At 56.3% G+C, this 18313-nt stretch carries 14 protein-coding genes and 2 pseudogenes; 8 read left to right on the top strand and 8 right to left on the bottom strand.

Annotation, left to right across the window (positions count from 1 at the left end; all coding sequences use genetic code 11):
- Positions 1–328: 328 nt before the first annotated feature.
- On the bottom strand, positions 329–1516 hold the full coding sequence (locus DGA31_RS12960) for a DUF5677 domain-containing protein (RefSeq protein ID WP_109512838.1): 1188 nt from the start codon (positions 1514–1516) through the stop codon (positions 329–331).
- A gap of 362 nt (positions 1517–1878) precedes the next feature.
- On the opposite strand from DGA31_RS12960, the gene DGA31_RS30255 reads away from it, so the two are divergent.
- The gene (locus tag DGA31_RS30255; RefSeq protein WP_109512837.1) at positions 1879–2088 is read left to right on the top strand and encodes a hypothetical protein; all 210 of its coding nucleotides are present in this window, start codon (positions 1879–1881) and stop codon (positions 2086–2088) included.
- A gap of 13 nt (positions 2089–2101) precedes the next feature.
- Here the strand turns inward: DGA31_RS30255 and DGA31_RS12950 are convergent, their stop codons facing one another.
- The 5 genes from DGA31_RS12950 to DGA31_RS12930 all read right to left on the bottom strand — a co-directional run bounded on the left by DGA31_RS12950 (position 2102) and on the right by DGA31_RS12930 (position 9169).
- Positions 2102–2644 (bottom strand): hypothetical protein, encoded by a 543-nt coding sequence (locus DGA31_RS12950; RefSeq protein WP_109512836.1) that lies wholly within the window; start codon positions 2642–2644, stop codon positions 2102–2104.
- 104 nt (positions 2645–2748) lie between these two features.
- A complete protein-coding gene (locus tag DGA31_RS12945; protein WP_152035031.1) occupies positions 2749–4209 on the bottom strand; it encodes a tyrosine-type recombinase/integrase in 1461 nt (486 codons plus the stop codon).
- A complete protein-coding gene (locus DGA31_RS12940; protein ID WP_109512834.1) occupies positions 4202–4807 on the bottom strand; it encodes a hypothetical protein in 606 nt (201 codons plus the stop codon). The genes DGA31_RS12945 and DGA31_RS12940 overlap by 8 nt, the downstream gene beginning before the upstream one ends.
- A 2-nt stretch (positions 4808–4809) precedes the next feature.
- On the bottom strand, positions 4810–6897 hold the full coding sequence (locus tag DGA31_RS12935; RefSeq protein ID WP_109512833.1) for a hypothetical protein: 2088 nt from the start codon (positions 6895–6897) through the stop codon (positions 4810–4812).
- Entirely contained in the window at positions 6881–9169 is a 2289-nt protein-coding gene (locus DGA31_RS12930; protein WP_109512832.1) for a hypothetical protein, read from the bottom strand. Before DGA31_RS12930 ends, DGA31_RS12935 begins: the two co-directional genes overlap by 17 nt.
- Before the next feature lie 84 nt (positions 9170–9253).
- On the opposite strand from DGA31_RS12930, the pseudogene DGA31_RS12925 reads away from it, so the two are divergent.
- Positions 9254–9652: pseudogene (locus tag DGA31_RS12925) on the top strand (cation:proton antiporter domain-containing protein); the annotation flags it as partial.
- 36 nt (positions 9653–9688) lie between these two features.
- Here DGA31_RS12925 and DGA31_RS12920 read toward each other — a convergent pair.
- A complete protein-coding gene (locus DGA31_RS12920; RefSeq protein WP_056840567.1) occupies positions 9689–10081 on the bottom strand; it encodes an MAPEG family protein in 393 nt (130 codons plus the stop codon).
- Positions 10082–10335: 254 nt separating this feature from the next.
- On the opposite strand from DGA31_RS12920, the gene DGA31_RS12915 reads away from it, so the two are divergent.
- Positions 10336–11145 carry a DeoR/GlpR family DNA-binding transcription regulator gene (locus tag DGA31_RS12915; protein WP_056840566.1) on the top strand — a complete coding sequence of 270 codons (810 nt, stop codon included), beginning with the start codon at positions 10336–10338 and terminating at the stop codon, positions 11143–11145.
- A 424-nt stretch (positions 11146–11569) separates the two neighbouring features.
- Here the strand turns inward: DGA31_RS12915 and DGA31_RS12910 are convergent, their stop codons facing one another.
- Positions 11570–12673 carry an IS110 family RNA-guided transposase gene (locus tag DGA31_RS12910; protein WP_109512831.1) on the bottom strand — a complete coding sequence of 368 codons (1104 nt, stop codon included), beginning with the start codon at positions 12671–12673 and terminating at the stop codon, positions 11570–11572.
- 239 nt (positions 12674–12912) lie between these two features.
- Here DGA31_RS12910 and ltnD point away from each other — a divergent pair.
- From ltnD to otnI, 5 genes and pseudogenes are all read left to right on the top strand, one after another.
- Positions 12913–13833: pseudogene (gene ltnD, locus DGA31_RS12905) on the top strand (L-threonate dehydrogenase); the annotation flags it as partial.
- A 3-nt stretch (positions 13834–13836) separates the two neighbouring features.
- The gene (otnK, locus tag DGA31_RS12900; protein ID WP_109512829.1) at positions 13837–15123 is read left to right on the top strand and encodes a 3-oxo-tetronate kinase; all 1287 of its coding nucleotides are present in this window, start codon (positions 13837–13839) and stop codon (positions 15121–15123) included.
- Positions 15123–15761, top strand: coding sequence for a 3-oxo-tetronate 4-phosphate decarboxylase (gene otnC, locus DGA31_RS12895; protein WP_109512828.1), 639 nt, complete (start codon positions 15123–15125; stop codon positions 15759–15761). The genes otnK and otnC overlap by 1 nt, the downstream gene beginning before the upstream one ends.
- A gap of 87 nt (positions 15762–15848) precedes the next feature.
- Positions 15849–17306, top strand: a complete 1458-nt coding sequence (locus DGA31_RS12890; protein WP_109512827.1) for a GntT/GntP/DsdX family permease — start codon at positions 15849–15851, stop codon at positions 17304–17306.
- A 22-nt stretch (positions 17307–17328) separates the two neighbouring features.
- Complete coding sequence (gene otnI / locus DGA31_RS12885; protein WP_056840561.1) at positions 17329–18108, top strand: 2-oxo-tetronate isomerase; 780 nt, start codon at positions 17329–17331, stop codon at positions 18106–18108.
- Positions 18109–18313: the final 205 nt, after the last annotated feature.

Genomic DNA, 18313 nt, shown 5'->3' with positions numbered 1-18313 from the left:
TCTGACTGGGGTGATGATGCCCGGCAGTCCCTGATCGACATTGAGGGCTGAGCTTCATCGTTGCGCAATCTCGTAAAACAATAGAGCCAGCTACGCTAGATGACTTGCCCGGACGGTTACCACAAACCTGCGTATAGCCTGGGAAGACTATCACCTGAAGCACGCACAGCTGAGGATCATCTCGAAGACCGGTAACCTCAAGCTGCCCAAGCCATCCATCCCTTGGGCGGAGGTATGTAGCCCTTGTGAGGGGCCGGTAGTGGAGGTGCGAGCAGTTCGAACTCAAGTTGCAGGGCGTTCTTAGACAGGGCTGTGCGTGACCGTTTGCTCAGCTCTTGAATAGGATCTCTCGTGCCTCGAAGTCAATGCGAAAGGCGAAAGGTGATTTCTCCAGTTTGTCGAACGCAGCACTGGTAGCGGGCTTGCCGTTAATTGTTAGTCTCCAGAAAAATGGGTCGAACCACTCCAGATTCTGTCCTTCGTCCTCAGACTCTCGGCGTCGAAGCACCTTCTCTCCAGAGTCGATGTCAACGAAGATGATAGAGAGAGCCGTTTCGGACTCACGAGTGACCTCTATTCGTATTGCTCCCTGGTCAGGGAGAACAATGGTTTCGCCTACCTTAAGCTTCTCTGCTGATTCTTCAATGTCGACAACGGGAGCGGTGGCACTCTCCCTAGGCTTCTCGGGGAGCAAGCCTCTGAAGAGCTCATGCAGTTCATCTCGAGCGCCCACCAAGAGGCTCATGGAAAAAGATAGGAAAAGGCACGTGTAGCTTTCTTCGGTTGGGCTAGGTAGGCCACGACCTCGTTCCTCAGCACCTTCACCTATGCGGTAGAACGACATTGGAAGGCCATGGACATGGCTGGACAGCAAAACGTAGAGCCAGCGGAATGTTTGCTTGTCGACACCCACTCGCTCTGCGATCTCCTCAAGAGGCATTAAGTATGCTGTTTGCCCATGGAGGAGATTCTTTTGACTCTTAGCTGGCAGGGACTGGAAGAAAGGATTGGCGCGAAGCCGATCACGCAATTCTTCCGCTTGAGCTGTGAAACCCTCGACCTGCTCAGCTCCACCCTCTGTCGCCTCGAACATCCGGCGACGAGAAGTGCAGTCATGTAGATTGAAAATGTTCCAGCGGCAATCCCATTCATCTTGGCTGCACGCTTCAGCACATAGGTAGTGGAACGCTAATCGGAGCTCCAGAATCGTTCTGGTAATTCCAGCGACCGAAGCGTAGTCCCAGTGCTCAATCAGCTTTGATGCCCAAGGGGTGTGAGGCACCAGGGTCAGGAGTGAAACAGCTCTTGTGCAAAGCGCCGTGAATAGGACTGACGCATAGAAATGCTTACCAGAGGGGGATTCGATCCCGGCATAGTCTTGGGAGATGTGCATGCACTCCCGCACAACGTTGTCTAAGCTCTTCACTCTCTCTTGATATGTTTCTGATGGTTCTGCGCCAAGTGAGCCTTGATCGACCAAGGCCTGACGATCTTCATTCTCGTCATCATGCTCCATGAAACACTCCTATAGCCGTGGCCGTCGTCCGATTTTGCATTGACTTGATGCCCTAAGGAAACCTAGCCAGCAACGCAGTCTTTAGGCGCACAACTTCTCCTGTTGGGCTTTGATTCTAAATGGTTACTGATTGTCAGCTGAGTCCTTTGGGCTTTGGATGTAGCTCAGTGTGACCGGTCAAACCGAAAGTAGGTGAGCAGACGGCTGAGTAGTCATGGCAAGCGGAGCGCGCAGGCGTGAGGGATGGAAGCCCGAAGGGCCGAGACGCAGACTCGGTTCACGACAGACCATCCCCTAAGGGGCACGCCCCAACGCTAGGCCGGATAAGCCAGAAGCCGAGACCATGCTACGAGGATTTTTCGATGGGATTAACGGATGATGACAACACCGTATATTGCGACGTTCAAATGCCTTTGGCTCAGGGCCGGGAACTGCTGCAACTGATAACAGCACTAAGGGAGTCCCAAGCACATCCAGCGCTCGACAGAGTCTTTGAACGCATGCAGGACGAGCTCAGCACATCCATCGATATCATGGAAAATCCTCCATCTTGGGGCCCTTGGTGCCAGTAAACCTGCACGACCTTCAGAGCTCTGCATCCCAAGCGTCCATCGCCTCGTTAATAGTCACGCACCAATGAAACTCACCACCTTGCAAGGCGCAAGCAACCTGCCCGCTGGTGTTGCCGTCGATCCACGTAGGGAGGCTCTCCGAGGCTCCTGAGATCATGCTGGCTGTCGCGACAGCGTACCTACCAGTGTGTGTGGACTGAAGGCAAACGTAGCGCATAGCAGCGCCACCAGAAAGCCGACGCCAAGCCACCACCTCAATACAGTCCTGCAGCTCCTCAGCAGACGGATCAGCCTCTTGGGCCACCTCTACCGCTGCAACTTCTTGGCAAGGCCCGCTATGCGTTCCTGGGTCGTGCACAAGGTGCTTCAACTGCTCGCGTGCGGAGACAATTTGTTCACGGAGCTCTTCTGGATCGATGGACATGCCACCCCGGTCAGTAACAGAGAGGGTCTTCAAGGAGTTCGCCGCCAGGATGAACTCGCGTTCCCGCGCTTTCTCCCACTCGGGGCGGCGGTCAGGGCTGATAAGGTTCCAGAGGCGTGAAAGCAGCAGCAAAACGTTCTCCTGACATAAAGCCTGGGGGCTGAATCCATTGGTAATGAATGATGGTATCTCAACACTGCTGTGTGAATGATAGACCCGTCTAAGGATTCACCGAATCATTCGTGACCAGGTAGAATTGGAGCGATTCCCTTCACCGTTTTCTCTCTCGCAAGCTCACGTGCAAAATCATCATCTCTCAAAGCCTCAAGTTTCTGCATCTCTACGTTATACTCTTGAATTGTAAGGGTAGAGCCGAGCTGGGCCCTGAGGTTACGAGAATATTTGTCGAACTGCTCCATGGCTCGCATTAGGAAAACATTGCTAACTGTAGTGCTATATCCCTCAATCTGCTTGAATGCTGCATGCACATAGCCCATGATGGTCGCAATTGATTTTTGACCGGTATACATCTTAACTTCATCAAGATAGCTCTCATCAGAAAGCAACCTGACTTCAAAATCTCCGGCACGCCTATATCTATCCCGTTGTACGAACTCCATGACTAAATTCGTTATAAACGAGTGACGAAACATGTGTGAGCAGGCCTGCTCCTCGATGCCAGCAAACCTGCGCACTGAACCAATCTCGTTACCAAGCGAGGTTTCTGAAAGCGGAGTTCCGGTTGATGACGACACAAAGACGAAACCATGATCCTTAAGACTGGAGAATTTATTTCTTACAATTTTATCCCTTTGAAACTCAATGTATGATACCAGCTCATTGAGAAACATCTTATTTACGGGTACTTCCCTCTCCTCATTGTCGTCACCCTTCAGCGTGATGAACCTTAGCATTGGATGTTTCATTTTATACGCCGCTAAGACATCTACGACTTTAAGACCCGCCACCTCCGATAGCCTAGCCCCAGAGTTTTCCAATGTAGAGATAAATGCGTGCCGCCGAATCTTGATGAAACGTGAGCCTCCCATTTCATCAACAGCTTTCCTGAGCTGGTCTATATGAACAGCCGGTATCGCATTCCGCTCATGCCTCCTACCGCCAGGTGGAAACGCGTGATGCCACACGCTGTGCACAGCATAATCACGACCACGCTTATCTTTCTTAACCGTAACGTTTTCAGTAATCTTTATTCGCCCTCCAACCGCGACAAAATTGGGTTGCTCATAAAGTCCTCCAATATACTTGAGGAGGTCTAAACATACAGTCCCAACATCTACCACTGTGAGTGTGGCTTTCTTTTTCTCACGAAGATTCTTGGGATCTACTTCCGTACCTAAATGATGAATAAAGCGCGTAAAATCGTTATCTGATAGATCTATGAAATCAATATTTGAAGCATAACAGAATCTCACTAACTGGCTGATTTTCTGCGCGTATTCGCCAATCGTCCCACCTTTTCTGCCCGCACGGGATAATCCCTTACGCTTCATCCTATTGGGGCGAACCGTAAGGGAAAGCATGTATAGATTCGCGCTAAAACAGGGCGACCCGTTTGGCCAATTGATGAATGTCAGGTTGCTCGCATCCCTAGTCACGAGCTTCCCTAGTGCGTTGTGGTCAAACAACTCAAGCTCAGGAACCACTGAATAAAGTTTACGCTCAGGGAAATCATTCACCCCGCACCACCCGCAAAGACTGGATATTCTCGTGATACGGAATCACGTCAAAAGGAGACTCATTTAGCGAGACTATTGCCAACAGTGCATTTACAGCCTCGCTAGCGCTTTTATTCCGAACATCCTCACTAGAACCATCCCTGGTTTCTTTGATTCCCGAGATAGCGGTGGAAAGCCCTTGGAGCAGTCTAAAATTAGAGCGGCGCAGTGCAACCACTGTGCGTTCCAACTCGCTATTAATCTGCTCCAGCCCGTGTTTGGTCTTCTTGGTGGGCTTGTTGTCGCTTCCGCCATAAGCAGCAATTGCATCCTTAGCCACGCCCCTAAGACGCTCTAGCCCTGCAAAACCGTGATGACCAAGCAATTCATCAGACTTCTTCTTGAGGGTGTTCAGACTTGTAGAGTCAATAGTGTAATGCTTTCCAGACAAGTCGAATTTGTAAGAAAGGGAAGCCAAAGCCCCCTGATTTTTTAGAGCAGCAGTGACAACCTCATTTGAGATGTATTTTTGTATATTGGCAAGTACGTCTTCTAACAGAACCTGCCGCGCCTTAATTGATTCATTATGAACTTGAATTTCTGATCTAGGCTTACCCATGACTATGCACCCTTTACGTGGACAAGAACCTGCATTTCTTTGCCATTAGTTCCGAGAACAAATACAGGCTCGAATTTGACAACACCTTTACTCATCAAGTAATCCAGATGTTCTGCAAAGGATTCTTGATCTACAAGGCGAAGATCATCCGTTCCAAAATGCTCCTTCATCAACGCACGTAATGATTTATAGTTATGCACATCACCAGTAAAGAATTTCTCAGCAATGATTTGAGCCTCCGCCCCACGGAGGGATGCGCCATCTGTAGCATCGGTGATGTACCTCCATGCGTGCTCAATATCGTTATGCCCGAGAATCCAACGCAGTGTATCTATGTGGCCTTTCCCATACGCGTGAAAAAACAATAAAGCCGCCACGCGGCGCAACTGGTGTTGCCTGATATAATACCGGAGACCAACCTCATTAACTTCACTCTCGAAGTAGTCACAAAGGAAGTCGAAGCAGGTATTCATGCTTGTTTTCGTGGCAGAATATAGTACCTTTCTTCCATGGAGAGAAGGAACAGAGAAAATAGTAGGAGCTTCAGCCGAGAAACCCGCATCAATCAACCCCTCTTGGAGCCGCACTAATTGCGCAAGCATCTGTACCGCAAGTGGATCTATAGGCCTAGCATCATACTTACGGAGACCATACGTATTTGTTGTGCTCTTTTCTCTCCTAAACATCAGCCAGGTGCTCGTGGAGTCGAATGCTTGTGCTGAGGGGATCTGCAAAAGCTCGTCGATTCGCCGCGCCATAAGCAATCCAGCAACGAACTGAATAACACCAATATAAACATAGACAAGTTCAAGCAAGCCTACATTGGATCTTAGCCGCTCAAAATAGTCCTCTTTCGCTCCTTTGCGATTTTCAAGACCACTACTATCAACATCACTTGTATTTCTGCAACCAAGCCCCAGCTTCGTTATGCCGTGACGCTCCAAATCACTGCCAACAATTGAAACAACCTGTTCATCTGTTAGGCTTGTAAGCGACTTGTCATGTTCATCACAGTATCGAGCTAACCTGCAAAATCCCTCAACTACGAGAGGGCCTAGGTCGTAATGAAACTCGACAGCACCTTTGAATAACTTAAAAATAGTGCCGGACGGCACTGTCACAAAACGACCAGGCTTGGCTAACTCGGGCGTGTAACCTTTGATTCGATCCAAGACTCGCTCACTAGGCCCCGGCATACCAAGTTCTCTAAGCAGCCCCATTCCGTATAAGAAATTGTAAAACAGCCTGTACTGGGATTCAGCCATAAGACTACCCGAACTAGAAGTAACCCTAACCCCCTCCATCTCACGTTTATAGGATTCTCCAAGCGGATAGAAACTGAGGATTTCATGCCTCGGTTTGGCCATGCTGCCACGGATCGTATTTTTGTAAATCTCGTTTGAGACACGTACGGAGTTTACCGTATAGCCAGACCCTCTATGTCCGTCGTAGTGGCCTTTATAGTATAAAGCGGCCCGAATACGCGGAATATTATCAACCGCAACATCAAGCTCGTTAGACTCGAGCTGAGTAGAACTTATCTCTGACATCGACGGATTCTCTTCCAATATGGAAGCTATCGTCGCACCTGGAATTTCATTCAACAGGGCTAGAGCATATTCACACAATTTCCCCGACCAATCATACAGCGCTTCGGCCACCGAGGATTCTGAAGATAGCTTATTAAGTATCCATTTCATATCGCCTTCAGACAAACCTGCTAACCCTGCACTTGAAAGTTTAAGCGCACGTGCGTGAATTAGCAGATAGTCAATAACACCTACGGCTGCGTGAAACTTCCTTCTTAATGTCTCAACACTTTGGGAATTAGCCATTTCAACCAGGCTATTTCGCGTGGCGCCGATTAGGGAGTATTTGAGGCCGTTAAGTAGATCTAGGTTTTCGTCATCAGTCAGGTATGAATTGTTGTCAAGGGCGACCTTCCAATTGAGCAGGAAGGGATCACCATTGAAATTCACGCTCCAGACGGGGGCATTAAAATCATTGGCTAGCCAGGAAGCTTTGCGGAAAGCTTCCGCCGGTGCCAAGCGAGGCTCGTTCAGGAACCCAAGTTTAGATGGAGCATTCATAAACGAACCTCTCCATTGATCCTGCGCTTGCTGTTAGTGATGCCTTGTGTAGATCGCTCCGATAAGTGACATCTCGATGCTTACTAATCTCTCCCTCAAGAAAGCCTGCGTAATTCGCCCAGTAGACTGCCTTCGCATTAATTTTTTGATTGGATGGCGCCTGTTCAACCGCCAGCTTTATCGAGAGCAGCACGCTTAAAATATCGGCAGACACTAACGCATATACAGTCCCGTCGTTCTCAAGCTTTTCATGACGGCCCTCTGGATCTTGAAGATATGCCGGGATATCTCCAAAAGCATGATTCACTAGAAAAGTATCTAATTCAGCCACGCTTGGAAAACTGCTGGCCCGAAATAAAAACGGGCTATCCTGTAGACTATGGCAAATTATGACTTTATTGAATACTCGCATCCGCCTCTCATGCAGGAAATCGATAATCACTTTGGGGAGGTAATGATCCATGAGATTAGGATCGTAGCTCTCATGGCCTAAAGCCTGAGAGGTAGTTTGAGCGCTGTGCGTCTCAATGAATATCTCGGTTACTCTGGATGCGCGTACTGAAGACGCACTCACCATCTCCAAAAACCTAACGAGGTCATCTTCAGGCATGTCAGTATGAGGGCGAAACTGAGCTACAAGGTTATCTCTCAAATATGTACCAGGTTTGAGTGATGACCTCGACCACGGGGTTAGGGTGCTTTTGGTGGGCGGGGAGAATGCGTTACCGCATGTAATAAACAGCTTTCTCCATGCAGGATCACCCTCTGACTTCAGATACTCGCGAAGGGGAGCAGTGATCTCAATAACTTGGTCGACCAAAGCTTTAGTTTCTGGGGTCAGCGTGATTTTTTGCTCAGACCTTCCTGCCCCCTTACGATCTTTGTACCCCACCAGCTTATATACCGTCCCATCCAATACATATCCAGACCTATGCCCCAGTTTATTCCATAAATCGAAATCACCCAAAAACTCTGATGTAACTATCGGATGCCTTAGAATAAGCAGGAGCTTAAATGGCATGAGACTCCCCGCCATCGGCATCCCAATATATCTTGCCAAATCAGAAGCGGGTGTCTGAGAATCTTTTGTATCCACTGATAAAGAGGCGTAATGACTGTAAGGCTCTCCGTAACCATAAGTCTCGAAAATACAGCAAATATTGGGGATTATTAGCAGATGTCCCTTCTTGCGCTTAGTTGTGTCTACCAGCTCTCCCTGCGCAGCAAGCTGTTTTCGACGGAGAACCCGACTATATAAATCTGCCACCTGCGCTTTGGCCCACCGCTCAATAATTTCCAGCCTCTTAGATATAGAAACAAATAAAATTTCAATAGCTTCAGATTCAGTCAAATGTAATGGTATTTCCATCACGAGCTTTACCTTCACCTCAGCACCATCATCATTCGTTCTAATGTTAGTCGACTGACCATCAATTCGCTTCGCAGGAGACAAAGGCAGCTTCCCGCCCAAAGGCTTAGCCCATAAGCCTGGAAGAATGAAGATCTTCTCGACGAACCCAATATATTTATTCCAGGTTTTCATTTGTGCGTCGATATCCAGCCCCAAGGCCTCGCCACTCATGAAAAAATTCTTTCTGAAATCCCAGAAGAAATTGTAAATCATTGTCGAATCGTTAAACGTGCACGCAGGCCAGAAATCGCTATTCTCACTCAGAAAGCCAGCCATCTTATTAGGCAAAGTTAACTGTGTTGTACCATACCCTGAAATATGGAGCCGCAGCTGCTCATACAGACCATGTGTGAAATCATAACCATGACTGTTATACATATTGGCAAAGTGACAATACAACGTGGTGCCTTTACGGTTTTCTACAGGCCAACCCATCCAGTATTTGACTTTACTCTGATCAACCCTAGGAAGGATTTTCTTCCACTTCGCATTATATTTTTTTCTTAGTCCGCTTCCACATTCTGTCGGCGGCATGGAAGGGACATAATTACGTGCTTCGAGCAGAATGTCTTGCAGATAAACGGAAACCTTCCCGCGCGTCACATCAGACGTACCAACCAAATCCTGTTCGAACAGCGCCCCTTGAAAACCCGCAACGATGTCGGTCAGCGCTGACGATGAAAGCTTCAGGAAAGATAAGGTCTGGTTGGTGATGTCACAAAAGCATTCGAGAAGCTTCAATGTCGTCGCCGACGGCACCTTCCTACGCTCCGCGCAACGCTGAAACAACTCCACCACATCAGGCGCCAGAGCTCGGAAGGGATAGTTTTCGATGGGCGACCCTTTTTTGACGATTGTCACTTACAAAATCCGTGCTCTGCTGGCTAAGATGCCCATTCTACAGGCAAAAGGTACAACTGACAAAAAAATGCGATTGGCAAAATTTGGGAACTGCTCGACGACATCCTCAATGCCCTGCTGTTCGCGCTGATCGGCATGGAGCTGTTGTTGCTGCCCTTCTCGTGGCTGCACCTGCTGGCCGCCGGGCTGCTGGCCGTGGCCATCCTGCTGGCGCGCCTGGTCACCGTGGCACCGGCCATCCTGCTGTTGCGTCGCTGGCGCAGCGTGCCACAAGGCACCATTCGCATCCTGACCTGGGGCGGCCTGCGCGGCGGTGTCTCGGTAGCGCTGGCCCTGGCCTTGCCGCCGGGCCCGGAACGCGACGTGGTGCTGAGCATCACTTACATCGTGGTGCTGCTGTCGATCCTGTTGCAGGGCCTGACCATCGGCAAGCTGGTGCGCTCGGTAACCGGCCACAAGCCGGCGCCTGAAGAGACGCACTGACCGACCGGCGAAATGAGCGGCCCAGGCCGCTCATCCCTACAGCAGGATCGCCAGGCCGAACAAGGCCGTGATCAGGGTAAAGCCGCCCAGCCAGGCCAGCGAGCGCAACACCGCCAGGTCGGCCAGATAGAACAGGATGAACAGCAGGCGCGAAAGGACAAAGCCGACCGCCAGCGCTTCGATGGCGACCCAGGGAACATTGCCGCTGAGCTGCGCGATGATGACGCCGGCGGCAAACCCTGGCGTGGTTTCGAAACCATTGAGTTGCGCGGCATGGGCACGCCCTGCCAACCCGTCAAGCCGACCCAGAAAGGCTCTGGGGTCATGGTTGAGGCGCAGACCGTAGTCACGGCTGCCGACCCTGGCGATCACCGCACAGAGGTTCGGCAACACCAGTGCGATCCATACGCACCCATAAGCGACGATCACGTGCACTCCTTGCATCCCGATCGGGATTCGACGCCTGTCCCTAGGGTCTGTTGCCGTTTCATCACGAGCCGTGCTGAAACGGCAACAGACCCTATTACAGTCTAGTCATCGCGCCTGACCAGGCCCGCGACCGTTCGGCGCCTGCGCCGTGTCACGGTAAGCCATGAACGGTTCGTGTTAAAAACGCCTCGGCACACTGGCGGGCTGCACGTACACTCAAGGCCGAGCCCGGTTACCGCTATGCAGGAGCATGCATGTCCACCCATGACGAAATCGCCCCGACCGGCGGTGCGCCAATGATCCCCGATCAACGCCGTGAATTGATGCTGCGCCAACTGCGCAAGCACCAGGTGCTGAGCGTGCACCAGTTGATGGAAATGTTCGACTGCTCGCACATGACCATCCGCCGTGACATCGCCCTGCTGGAGCAGGAAGGCCGGGCCTATTCGGTCAGCGGCGGCGTGCGCATCGCCAGCCAGTTGCACAGCGAGCCCAGCCACCAGTCCAAGGCCGTGGTCGAGCTGCCGCACAAACAGGCCATGGCGCGCCTGGCCGCGCAGTTGCTGCACCCGGACATGACCGTGTACCTGGATGCCGGCACCAGCACCCTGGAAATCGTGCCGTACATCATTGCCCTGTCGGGCATGACCGTGGTCACCAACGACTTCGGCATCGTGCATGCCCTGGCCGATGCCGGGCACGTCGACGTGATCCACACCGGCGGCCTGCTCGACCACCCCAACCTGTCCAGCGTCGGCGCCCTGGCCGCCGCCACCCTGCGCCAGCTGGCCACCGACATCGCCTTCATGTCGACCAGCTCCTGGGACCTGCAGCGTGGCATTACCACCCCTTCGGCACTGAAAGTGGATGTCAAGCAGGCCGCCATGCAATCGGCCTCGCGCAACGTACTGGTTGCCACCAGCTCCAAGTACGGCACCTTCGGCATGTACAAGGTCGCGCCGCTGGAGCAGTTCGATGCCCTCATTACCGACAGCGACCTGGCCACGGCCGCCGCCGACAGCATCCGCAAGCAAGGCATCGAGTTGCAGCTGGCCAAGGTGTAAGCCAGGCCAGGCGGCTTGAATAGATCTTCAACGCGCCGTAGGGGCGACCTGCAGGCGCAAATGCAGGCGGCCAGGCACCCAGGATGCTGAATGGGTCGATCCTTTCGCGACCGTTGGTCGCTCCTACGGAAATAGCGTCGCTGCGGTTCGCGGCTGAAAGCCGCTCCTATGTATGGACTCGCCCCCACTGTCAACCCGCTTTGCCTTTGAACACCGCTACCCGGTTGCATCTATGTATAAGGCCTGTTCGAGGAAGCACATGTGCTTCTGGCCACTATCGGGTCAGCTCGCGGAATGCCGATTACAAACAGGCCTCAAGGGCCAGTAGGAGCGCAGGCATCTATCCGCGACGGTCTAACCTGGGGTCGATACTCTCTAGCAAGGGGTGAGACGGCTAAGCGCCTCGGTGGCGAAACACGTTAAATCATAGGCCCGTCGCTGCCTCCTGAACCCTGTCCGGTTGGCGGCGATAGGTATCTTCGTTCTGCAGCAGTACCCAGATGATTCGCAGGTTACGGTTTGCCAGGCGCACCGCAGCACCTTTCAGGCCCTGTCGACCTAGCCAGCGCTGCAGGCGACGATCATCCGGATGATCCGAGTTGGGGTTGAGCTGCCTGAAGACAGCATGTGCACCCTGGATGGCCAGACTTCGGATGTACGCATCACCGCGCTTGGCCATCTTGCCCAGCCGGGTCTTGTTTCCACTGCTCTTCTGCTCGGGTACCGTGCCGAAATAGGCTGCAAAATCGCGAGCACTCTTGAAGCGTTCTGGCTCCGTCTGCTTGGCCATCATGGCCGTCGACAGAATCGGCCCCACGCCCCGGATCGTCATCAGGCGTTTCGTGGTCTGGTCTTCACGGGCCGTACGTTCCAGACGCCTGGTGATCACCTCGATACGCTCCTCCATACTCAGCCATTCGCCTAATACTTCAGCTATCAACTCATGCAAAAGAGGCGGGATTGGCTGGCTGGAATCTGCCAATAGCTCAGTGACACGCCGGCTGATCGCCACCTTGCCTTGTGCAATGGAGAAACCATGCTCCAGCAGCAAGCCTCGTATCTGGTTGCCGATGGCCGTGTGTTGTTTCACATAACGCTGACGGACCCTGTGCAACGCCTGCATGGCCAGACCCGCTTCGGTCTTGACCGGGACAGCATGAATCCTGATGTCTCGGCCTGCGCGCAAGATAGCCAGTGCATCGTTTCGATCGTTCTTCGGCCCACTGCTGTGATCAGCCACGTGCTGGGCCGGCAGAATACGAGGGACGTTGCCTTGGTTTTGCAGGATCCGGGCCCAGGACTGCGCACCCGGACCGGTCTCCATCAACACCGTGATGCCGGGCGGCAACTGACCCAAAAAGGTGACAAAGGCTTCACGCGATTTGATGCGTTTTTCGTAGACCACGTGCCCTAACGGATCTTCGCCGGCCACCTGGAATACATTTTTGGCCTGATCCACCGCCACGGTGGTGCAGGCTGAAAGATCGGTTGCAGACAGAGAACTTTTTTTCGACGTATTCTTGCTCATGGACTCGCCCTCGCTGTCGTTGACATCTATAGGATGCCACCGTGGCGCATAGACGCCTCGGCGTGGGCGAGTCCATCTGATTACACCCTCCCCATTCAAAGCCCCGTTCCAGGGGCTTTTTACTATGTGAACATTTGTTAATCGCAAATAGTGCTTCACATTAATCGCTCACTGATCCACTATCAGATTCACATTTCAGAACAATGTAAGCCGTCTGTTGGTATGACGAGCAGCGGCGAAGACCGAGGATGACTGCAATGACCCAATCCAATGTTGGTGTGATCGGCCTGGGCGCCATGGGCCTGGGCATTGCCCGCTCGCTGCTGCGCAACGGCTTCACGGTGCACGCCTGTGACGTGCGCAGCGACGTGGTCCAGGCATTTGCCGCCGAAGGCGGTGTAGCCGCCACCTCGCCGGCCGACCTGGCCGCTGCGTGCGACATCATCATCACCGTGGTGGTCAACGCCGAGCAGACCGAAACCGTCTTGTTCGGCGACAACGGTGCGGTCGCCGCCCTGCGTCCCGGCAGCCTGGTGATCGGTTGTGCCACCGTCGCCCCGACCTTTGCCGTCGAACTGGGCCAGCGCCTGGCCGACCTGGGCCTGCTGTACCTCGATGCGCCGATCTCCGGCGGTGCGGCCAAGGCCGCCGCCGGGCAGATGACCATGATGACCTCGGCCCCGGCCGATGCCTACGCCAAGGCCGAAGCCGTACTGGCCGGCATGGCCGGCAAGGTCTATCGCCTGGGCGACGTCCATGGCCTGGGCTCGAAGGTCAAGATCATCAACCAGCTGCTGGCCGGCGTGCACATCGCCGCCAGCGCCGAAGCCATGGCCCTGGGCCTGCGTGAAGGCGTCGACGCCGATGCCCTGTACGAGGTGATCACCAACAGCGCCGGCAACTCGTGGATGTTCGAAAACCGCGTGCCGCACATCCTCAAGGCCGACTACACGCCGCTGTCGGCGGTGGACATCTTCGTCAAGGACCTGGGCCTGGTGCTCGATACTGCCCGCGCCAGCAAATTCCCGCTGCCGCTGTCGGCCACCGCCCACCAAATGTTCATGCAGGCTTCCAGCGCCGGTTTCGGCCGCGAAGACGACTCGGCGGTGATCAAGATTTTCCCGGGCATCAATCTGCCGACCGCCAAGGTCGAGGAATAAACGATGACCGTCACTTCCCGCCCGCTGCTGGGCTGCATCGCCGATGACTTCACCGGCGCCACCGACCTGGCCAACATGCTGGTGCGCGGCGGCATGCGCACCGTGCAGAGCATCGGCATCCCGTCGGCTGAACGGGCCGCCGGCCTGGATGCCGACGCCATCGTCATCGCCCTGAAATCACGCACCACGCCGAGCGCCGAGGCCGTGGACGAGTCCCTGGCCGCCCTGCAATGGCTGCGGGATCGCGGCTGCGAGCAGATTTTCTTCAAGTACTGCTCGACCTTCGATTCGACCGCGGCCGGCAACATCGGCCAGGTCAGCGATGCGCTGCTCGACGCCCTGGGCAGCGACTTCACCGTGGCCTGCCCGGCCTTCCCGGAAAACGGCCGCACGATCTTCCGTGGCCATTTGTTCGTGCAGGACCAGTTGCTGAGCGAATCGGGCATGCAGAACCATCCGTTGACGCCGATGACCGATGCCAACCTGGTGCGCGTGCTGCAGGCGCAAACCCCACGCAAGGTCGGCCTGCTGCGCTACGACACCGTGGCCCGGGGCACCGACGCCGTGCGGGCGCGCATTGATGAACTGCGCGCCGAAGGCGTGAGCATGGCCATTGCCGACGCGGTGTCCGATGCCGACCTGTATGTGCTGGGCGAAGCCTGCGCCGACCTGGCGCTGCTGACCGGCGGTTCGGGCCTGGCGCTGGGCCTGCCGGAAAACTTCCGCAAGGCCGGCAAACTGCGCGCGATGGATGCTGCCCAGAAGATCGACATCGCCGGTGGCGACGTGGTCCTGGCCGGCAGTGCCTCGGTGGCCACCAATGGCCAGGTCGCCGCCTGGCTGGAAGCCGGTCGCCCGGCCCTGCGCATCAACCCGCTGGAACTGGCCGACGGCAAGCCGGTGGTCGAGCAGGCCATCGCCTTTGCCCAACAGGCCGGCCAGACAGTGCTGATCTATGCCACCAGCACCCCGGATGAAGTCAGGCTCGTGCAGCAGAAGCTGGGCGTCGAGCGCTCCGGCGCCATGGTCGAAGACGCGCTGGGGCAGATCGCCAAGGGCCTGCTGGCCGCTGGCGTACACCGCTTCGTGGTCGCCGGTGGCGAAACCTCCGGTGCCGTGGTCCAGGCGCTGGGCGTGCAGTTGCTCAAGATCGGCGCACAGATCGACCCGGGCGTGCCGGCCACCGTCAGTGACGGTGACCAGCCCCTGGCACTGGCGCTCAAGTCCGGCAACTTCGGGGCCCGCGACTTCTTCGCCAAGGCCCTCAAGCAGTTGGCAGGAGCCGCCTGATGATCGATGAACAAGCCCTGCGCGAAGAAATCTGCGACGTCGGCCGCCTGCTGTATGGCCGCGGCTACACCGTGGGCAGCGCCGGTAACATCAGCGCACGCCTGGACGACGGCTGGCTGATCACCCCCACCGACGCCTGCCTGGGTCGCCTGTCGCCGGGTGAAATCGCCAAGGTCAACCTGGCCGGCGAGTGGGTCTCGGGCAGCAAGCCGTCCAAGACCCTGGCCCTGCACCGCGAGGTCTACGACCGCAATCCCGAGGTCGGTGGCGTGGTGCACACCCACTCCACCCACCTGGTGGCGCTGACCCTGGCCGGTGTCTGGCGCGAAGACGACATCCTGCCACCGTTGACGCCCTACCAGGTGATGAAGGTCGGGCACATTCCGCTGATCGGCTACCAGCGCCCCGGCTCGCCCCTGGTGGCCGAGCAGGTGGCGCAACTGGCCAACAGCGTGCGCGGCGTCATGCTTGAGCGTCTGGGCCCGGTGGTCTGGGAAAGCTCGGTGGCCAAGGCCTGCTACGCCCTGGAAGAGCTCGAAGAAACCGCCCGCCTGTGGCTGATGACCGACCCCAAACCTGCGCCGCTGTCGCAGCAGGCGCTGGACGAACTGCAGCAGACGTTCGGGGCCAAGTGGTAACCGACCTTCAATGAATCCTCCCAGGCCGCACCCGCGGCCTGTGCCAACGCCGGTCATGCCGGAACACAATAAGAACAGGAAGCGAATATGACTCCACTAATGTTGATGCTGATTGCCGGCGCCGGCATCGCACTGCTGCTGTTTCTGGTCCTCAAATACAAATTCCAGCCCTTTGTCGCCCTGATGCTGGTCAGCATCATCGTCGCGCTGGTCGCCGGTGTGAAGCCGGCCGACCTGGTGGCGACCATCGAAGGCGGCATGGGCAAGACCTTGGGTCATATCGCGATCATCATTGCCCTGGGTGCGATGATCGGGCGCATCATCGAATTGTCTGGCGGCGCCGAAGCCCTGGCCAAGACGCTGATCCAGCGCTTTGGCAACACGCGCACGCCGCTGGCACTGACCGTGGCCGGCTTCATGGTCGGCATTCCGGTGTTCTTCGAGGTCGGGGTGATCATCCTGATGCCGCTGGCCTATGGCGTGGCCCGTGCGGCGCGCAAGCCGCTGATGATTTTCGCCTTGCCGATGTGCGCCGCCCTGCTGGCCGTGCACGCCTTCCTGCCGCCGCACCCGGGTGCCGTGGCCGCCGCCAGCCAGTTGGGCGCCGACCTGGGCCGGGTCTTGCTGCTGGGCATCCCGATGGTCGCGGTGCTGTGCATGATCGGCTACTTCGTGGCCGGGCGCATGACCCGCAAGACCTACCCGATGACCGACGACATCCGTGCCGAAGTCTATGGCCCGCACGTCACCAACGCCGACCTGGAAGCCTGGGCACGCAACGACTACTCCACCGTGCGTGAAACCTGCGACGCCAAGGAATTCGGCGCCGAAGCCAGCGCCAACAGCCTGGCCAAGAGCCTGCCGCCGGCGCCGGCACCGGGCTTTGGCCTGATCATCGCGCTGATCCTGCTGCCGATCGTGCTGATCCTGCTCGGCACCCTGGCCACCACCCTGCTGCCGGCCGGCACCTTGCTGCGCGATGTGCTGACCGTACTGGGCGCGCCGCTGGTGGCGCTGCTGATCGACACCCTGCTGTGCGCCTGGCTGCTCGGCTCGCGCCGTGGCTGGAGCCGCTCGCAAGTGTCCGACGTGATCGGCTCGGCGCTGCCGGGCGTGGCCATGGTGATCCTGATTGCCGGCGCCGGTGGCGTATTCGGCAAGGTACTGGTCGACACCGGTATCGGTGCCGTGGTCTCCGAAGCGCTGCGCAACACCGGCCTGCCGGTCCTGGCACTGGGCTTTATCCTGACGCTGCTGCTGCGTGCGGTACAAGGTTCGACCACCGTGGCGCTGGTGACCACCGCCGGTATTCTCAGCCCGCTGATCGCGACCCTGGACCTGTCGGCCAACCACCTGGCATTGCTGTGCCTGGCCATGGGCGGTGGCGGTCTGGCGATGTCGCACATCAACGACGCCGGCTACTGGATGTTCACCAAGCTGGCCGGCCTGAACGTAGGCGATGGCTTGCGCACCTGGACCGTGCTGGTCACCCTGCTGGGCACTCTGGGGTTCCTGATGACCCTGGTGCTGTGGCCATTTGTCTGACCCTTTGAAGACTGGAGTTAACATGCCTCGTTTCGCCGCCAACCTCAGCATGCTGTACCCGCAGCATGACTTTCTGGACCGCTTCGCCGCCGCCGCTGCTGACGGCTTTGCGGCGGTCGAGTACCTGTTCCCCTATGACTACAGTCCCCAGGAGCTGAAACAGCGCCTGGACGACAACGGCCTGGTGCAGGCGCTGTTCAACGCCCCACCGGGCGACTGGGCAGCCGGCGAGCGCGGCATTGCCAGCCTGCCGGGGCGTGAACAAGAATTTCGCGAAGGCGTGGCCAGGGCGCTGGAATACGCCCAGGTGCTGGGCAACGACCGTATCCATGTGATGGCCGGCCTGCTGCCCGACGAAAGCCTGCGTGCGGCGCATCAGGCGGTGTACCTGGAAAACCTGGCCTATGCCGCCGCGCAGGCCAAGGCATTCGGCATTACCGTGCTGATCGAGCCGATCAACACCCGTGACATGCCGGGCTTTTTCCTCAACCGCCAGGACCAGGCCCAGGCCATCGTCAGACAGGTAGGCGCCGACAACCTCAAGGTGCAGTTCGACCTGTACCATTGCCAGATCGTCGAAGGCGATGTGACCCGCACCCTGCAACGCGACTTTGCCGGCGTCGGCCACATTCAGATCGCTGGCGTGCCGGACCGTCACGAACCGGACATGGGCGAGCTGAACTATGCGCACCTGTTCGAGGTGATCGACCAGTTGGGCTACACCGGCTGGGTCGGTTGCGAGTACCGGCCAAAGGGCGACACCAGCGAAGGCCTGGAATGGCTGCGCCGCCTGCGCGGTTGAGTCAGCCTTCGCGACCGTGGGTCGCTCCCACGGGTTTTGCGTCTGGCCCCTATTCAAGGCCTGACAGGGATCCTGTGGGAGCGACCAGCGGTCGCGAAAGGGTCGGTACATTCACCCTCTTAAGTGCCTGCCACGCGACATTCGCGACCGTGGGTCGCTCCCACGGGTTTTGCGTCTGGCCCCTATTCAAGGCCTGACAGGGATC

Source organism: Pseudomonas ovata (assembly GCF_003131185.1).
Lineage (GTDB): Bacteria > Pseudomonadota > Gammaproteobacteria > Pseudomonadales > Pseudomonadaceae > Aquipseudomonas > Aquipseudomonas ovata.
Note: the sequence above shows the minus strand (reverse complement) of the source record. Positions and strands in the feature narration are given on the sequence as shown.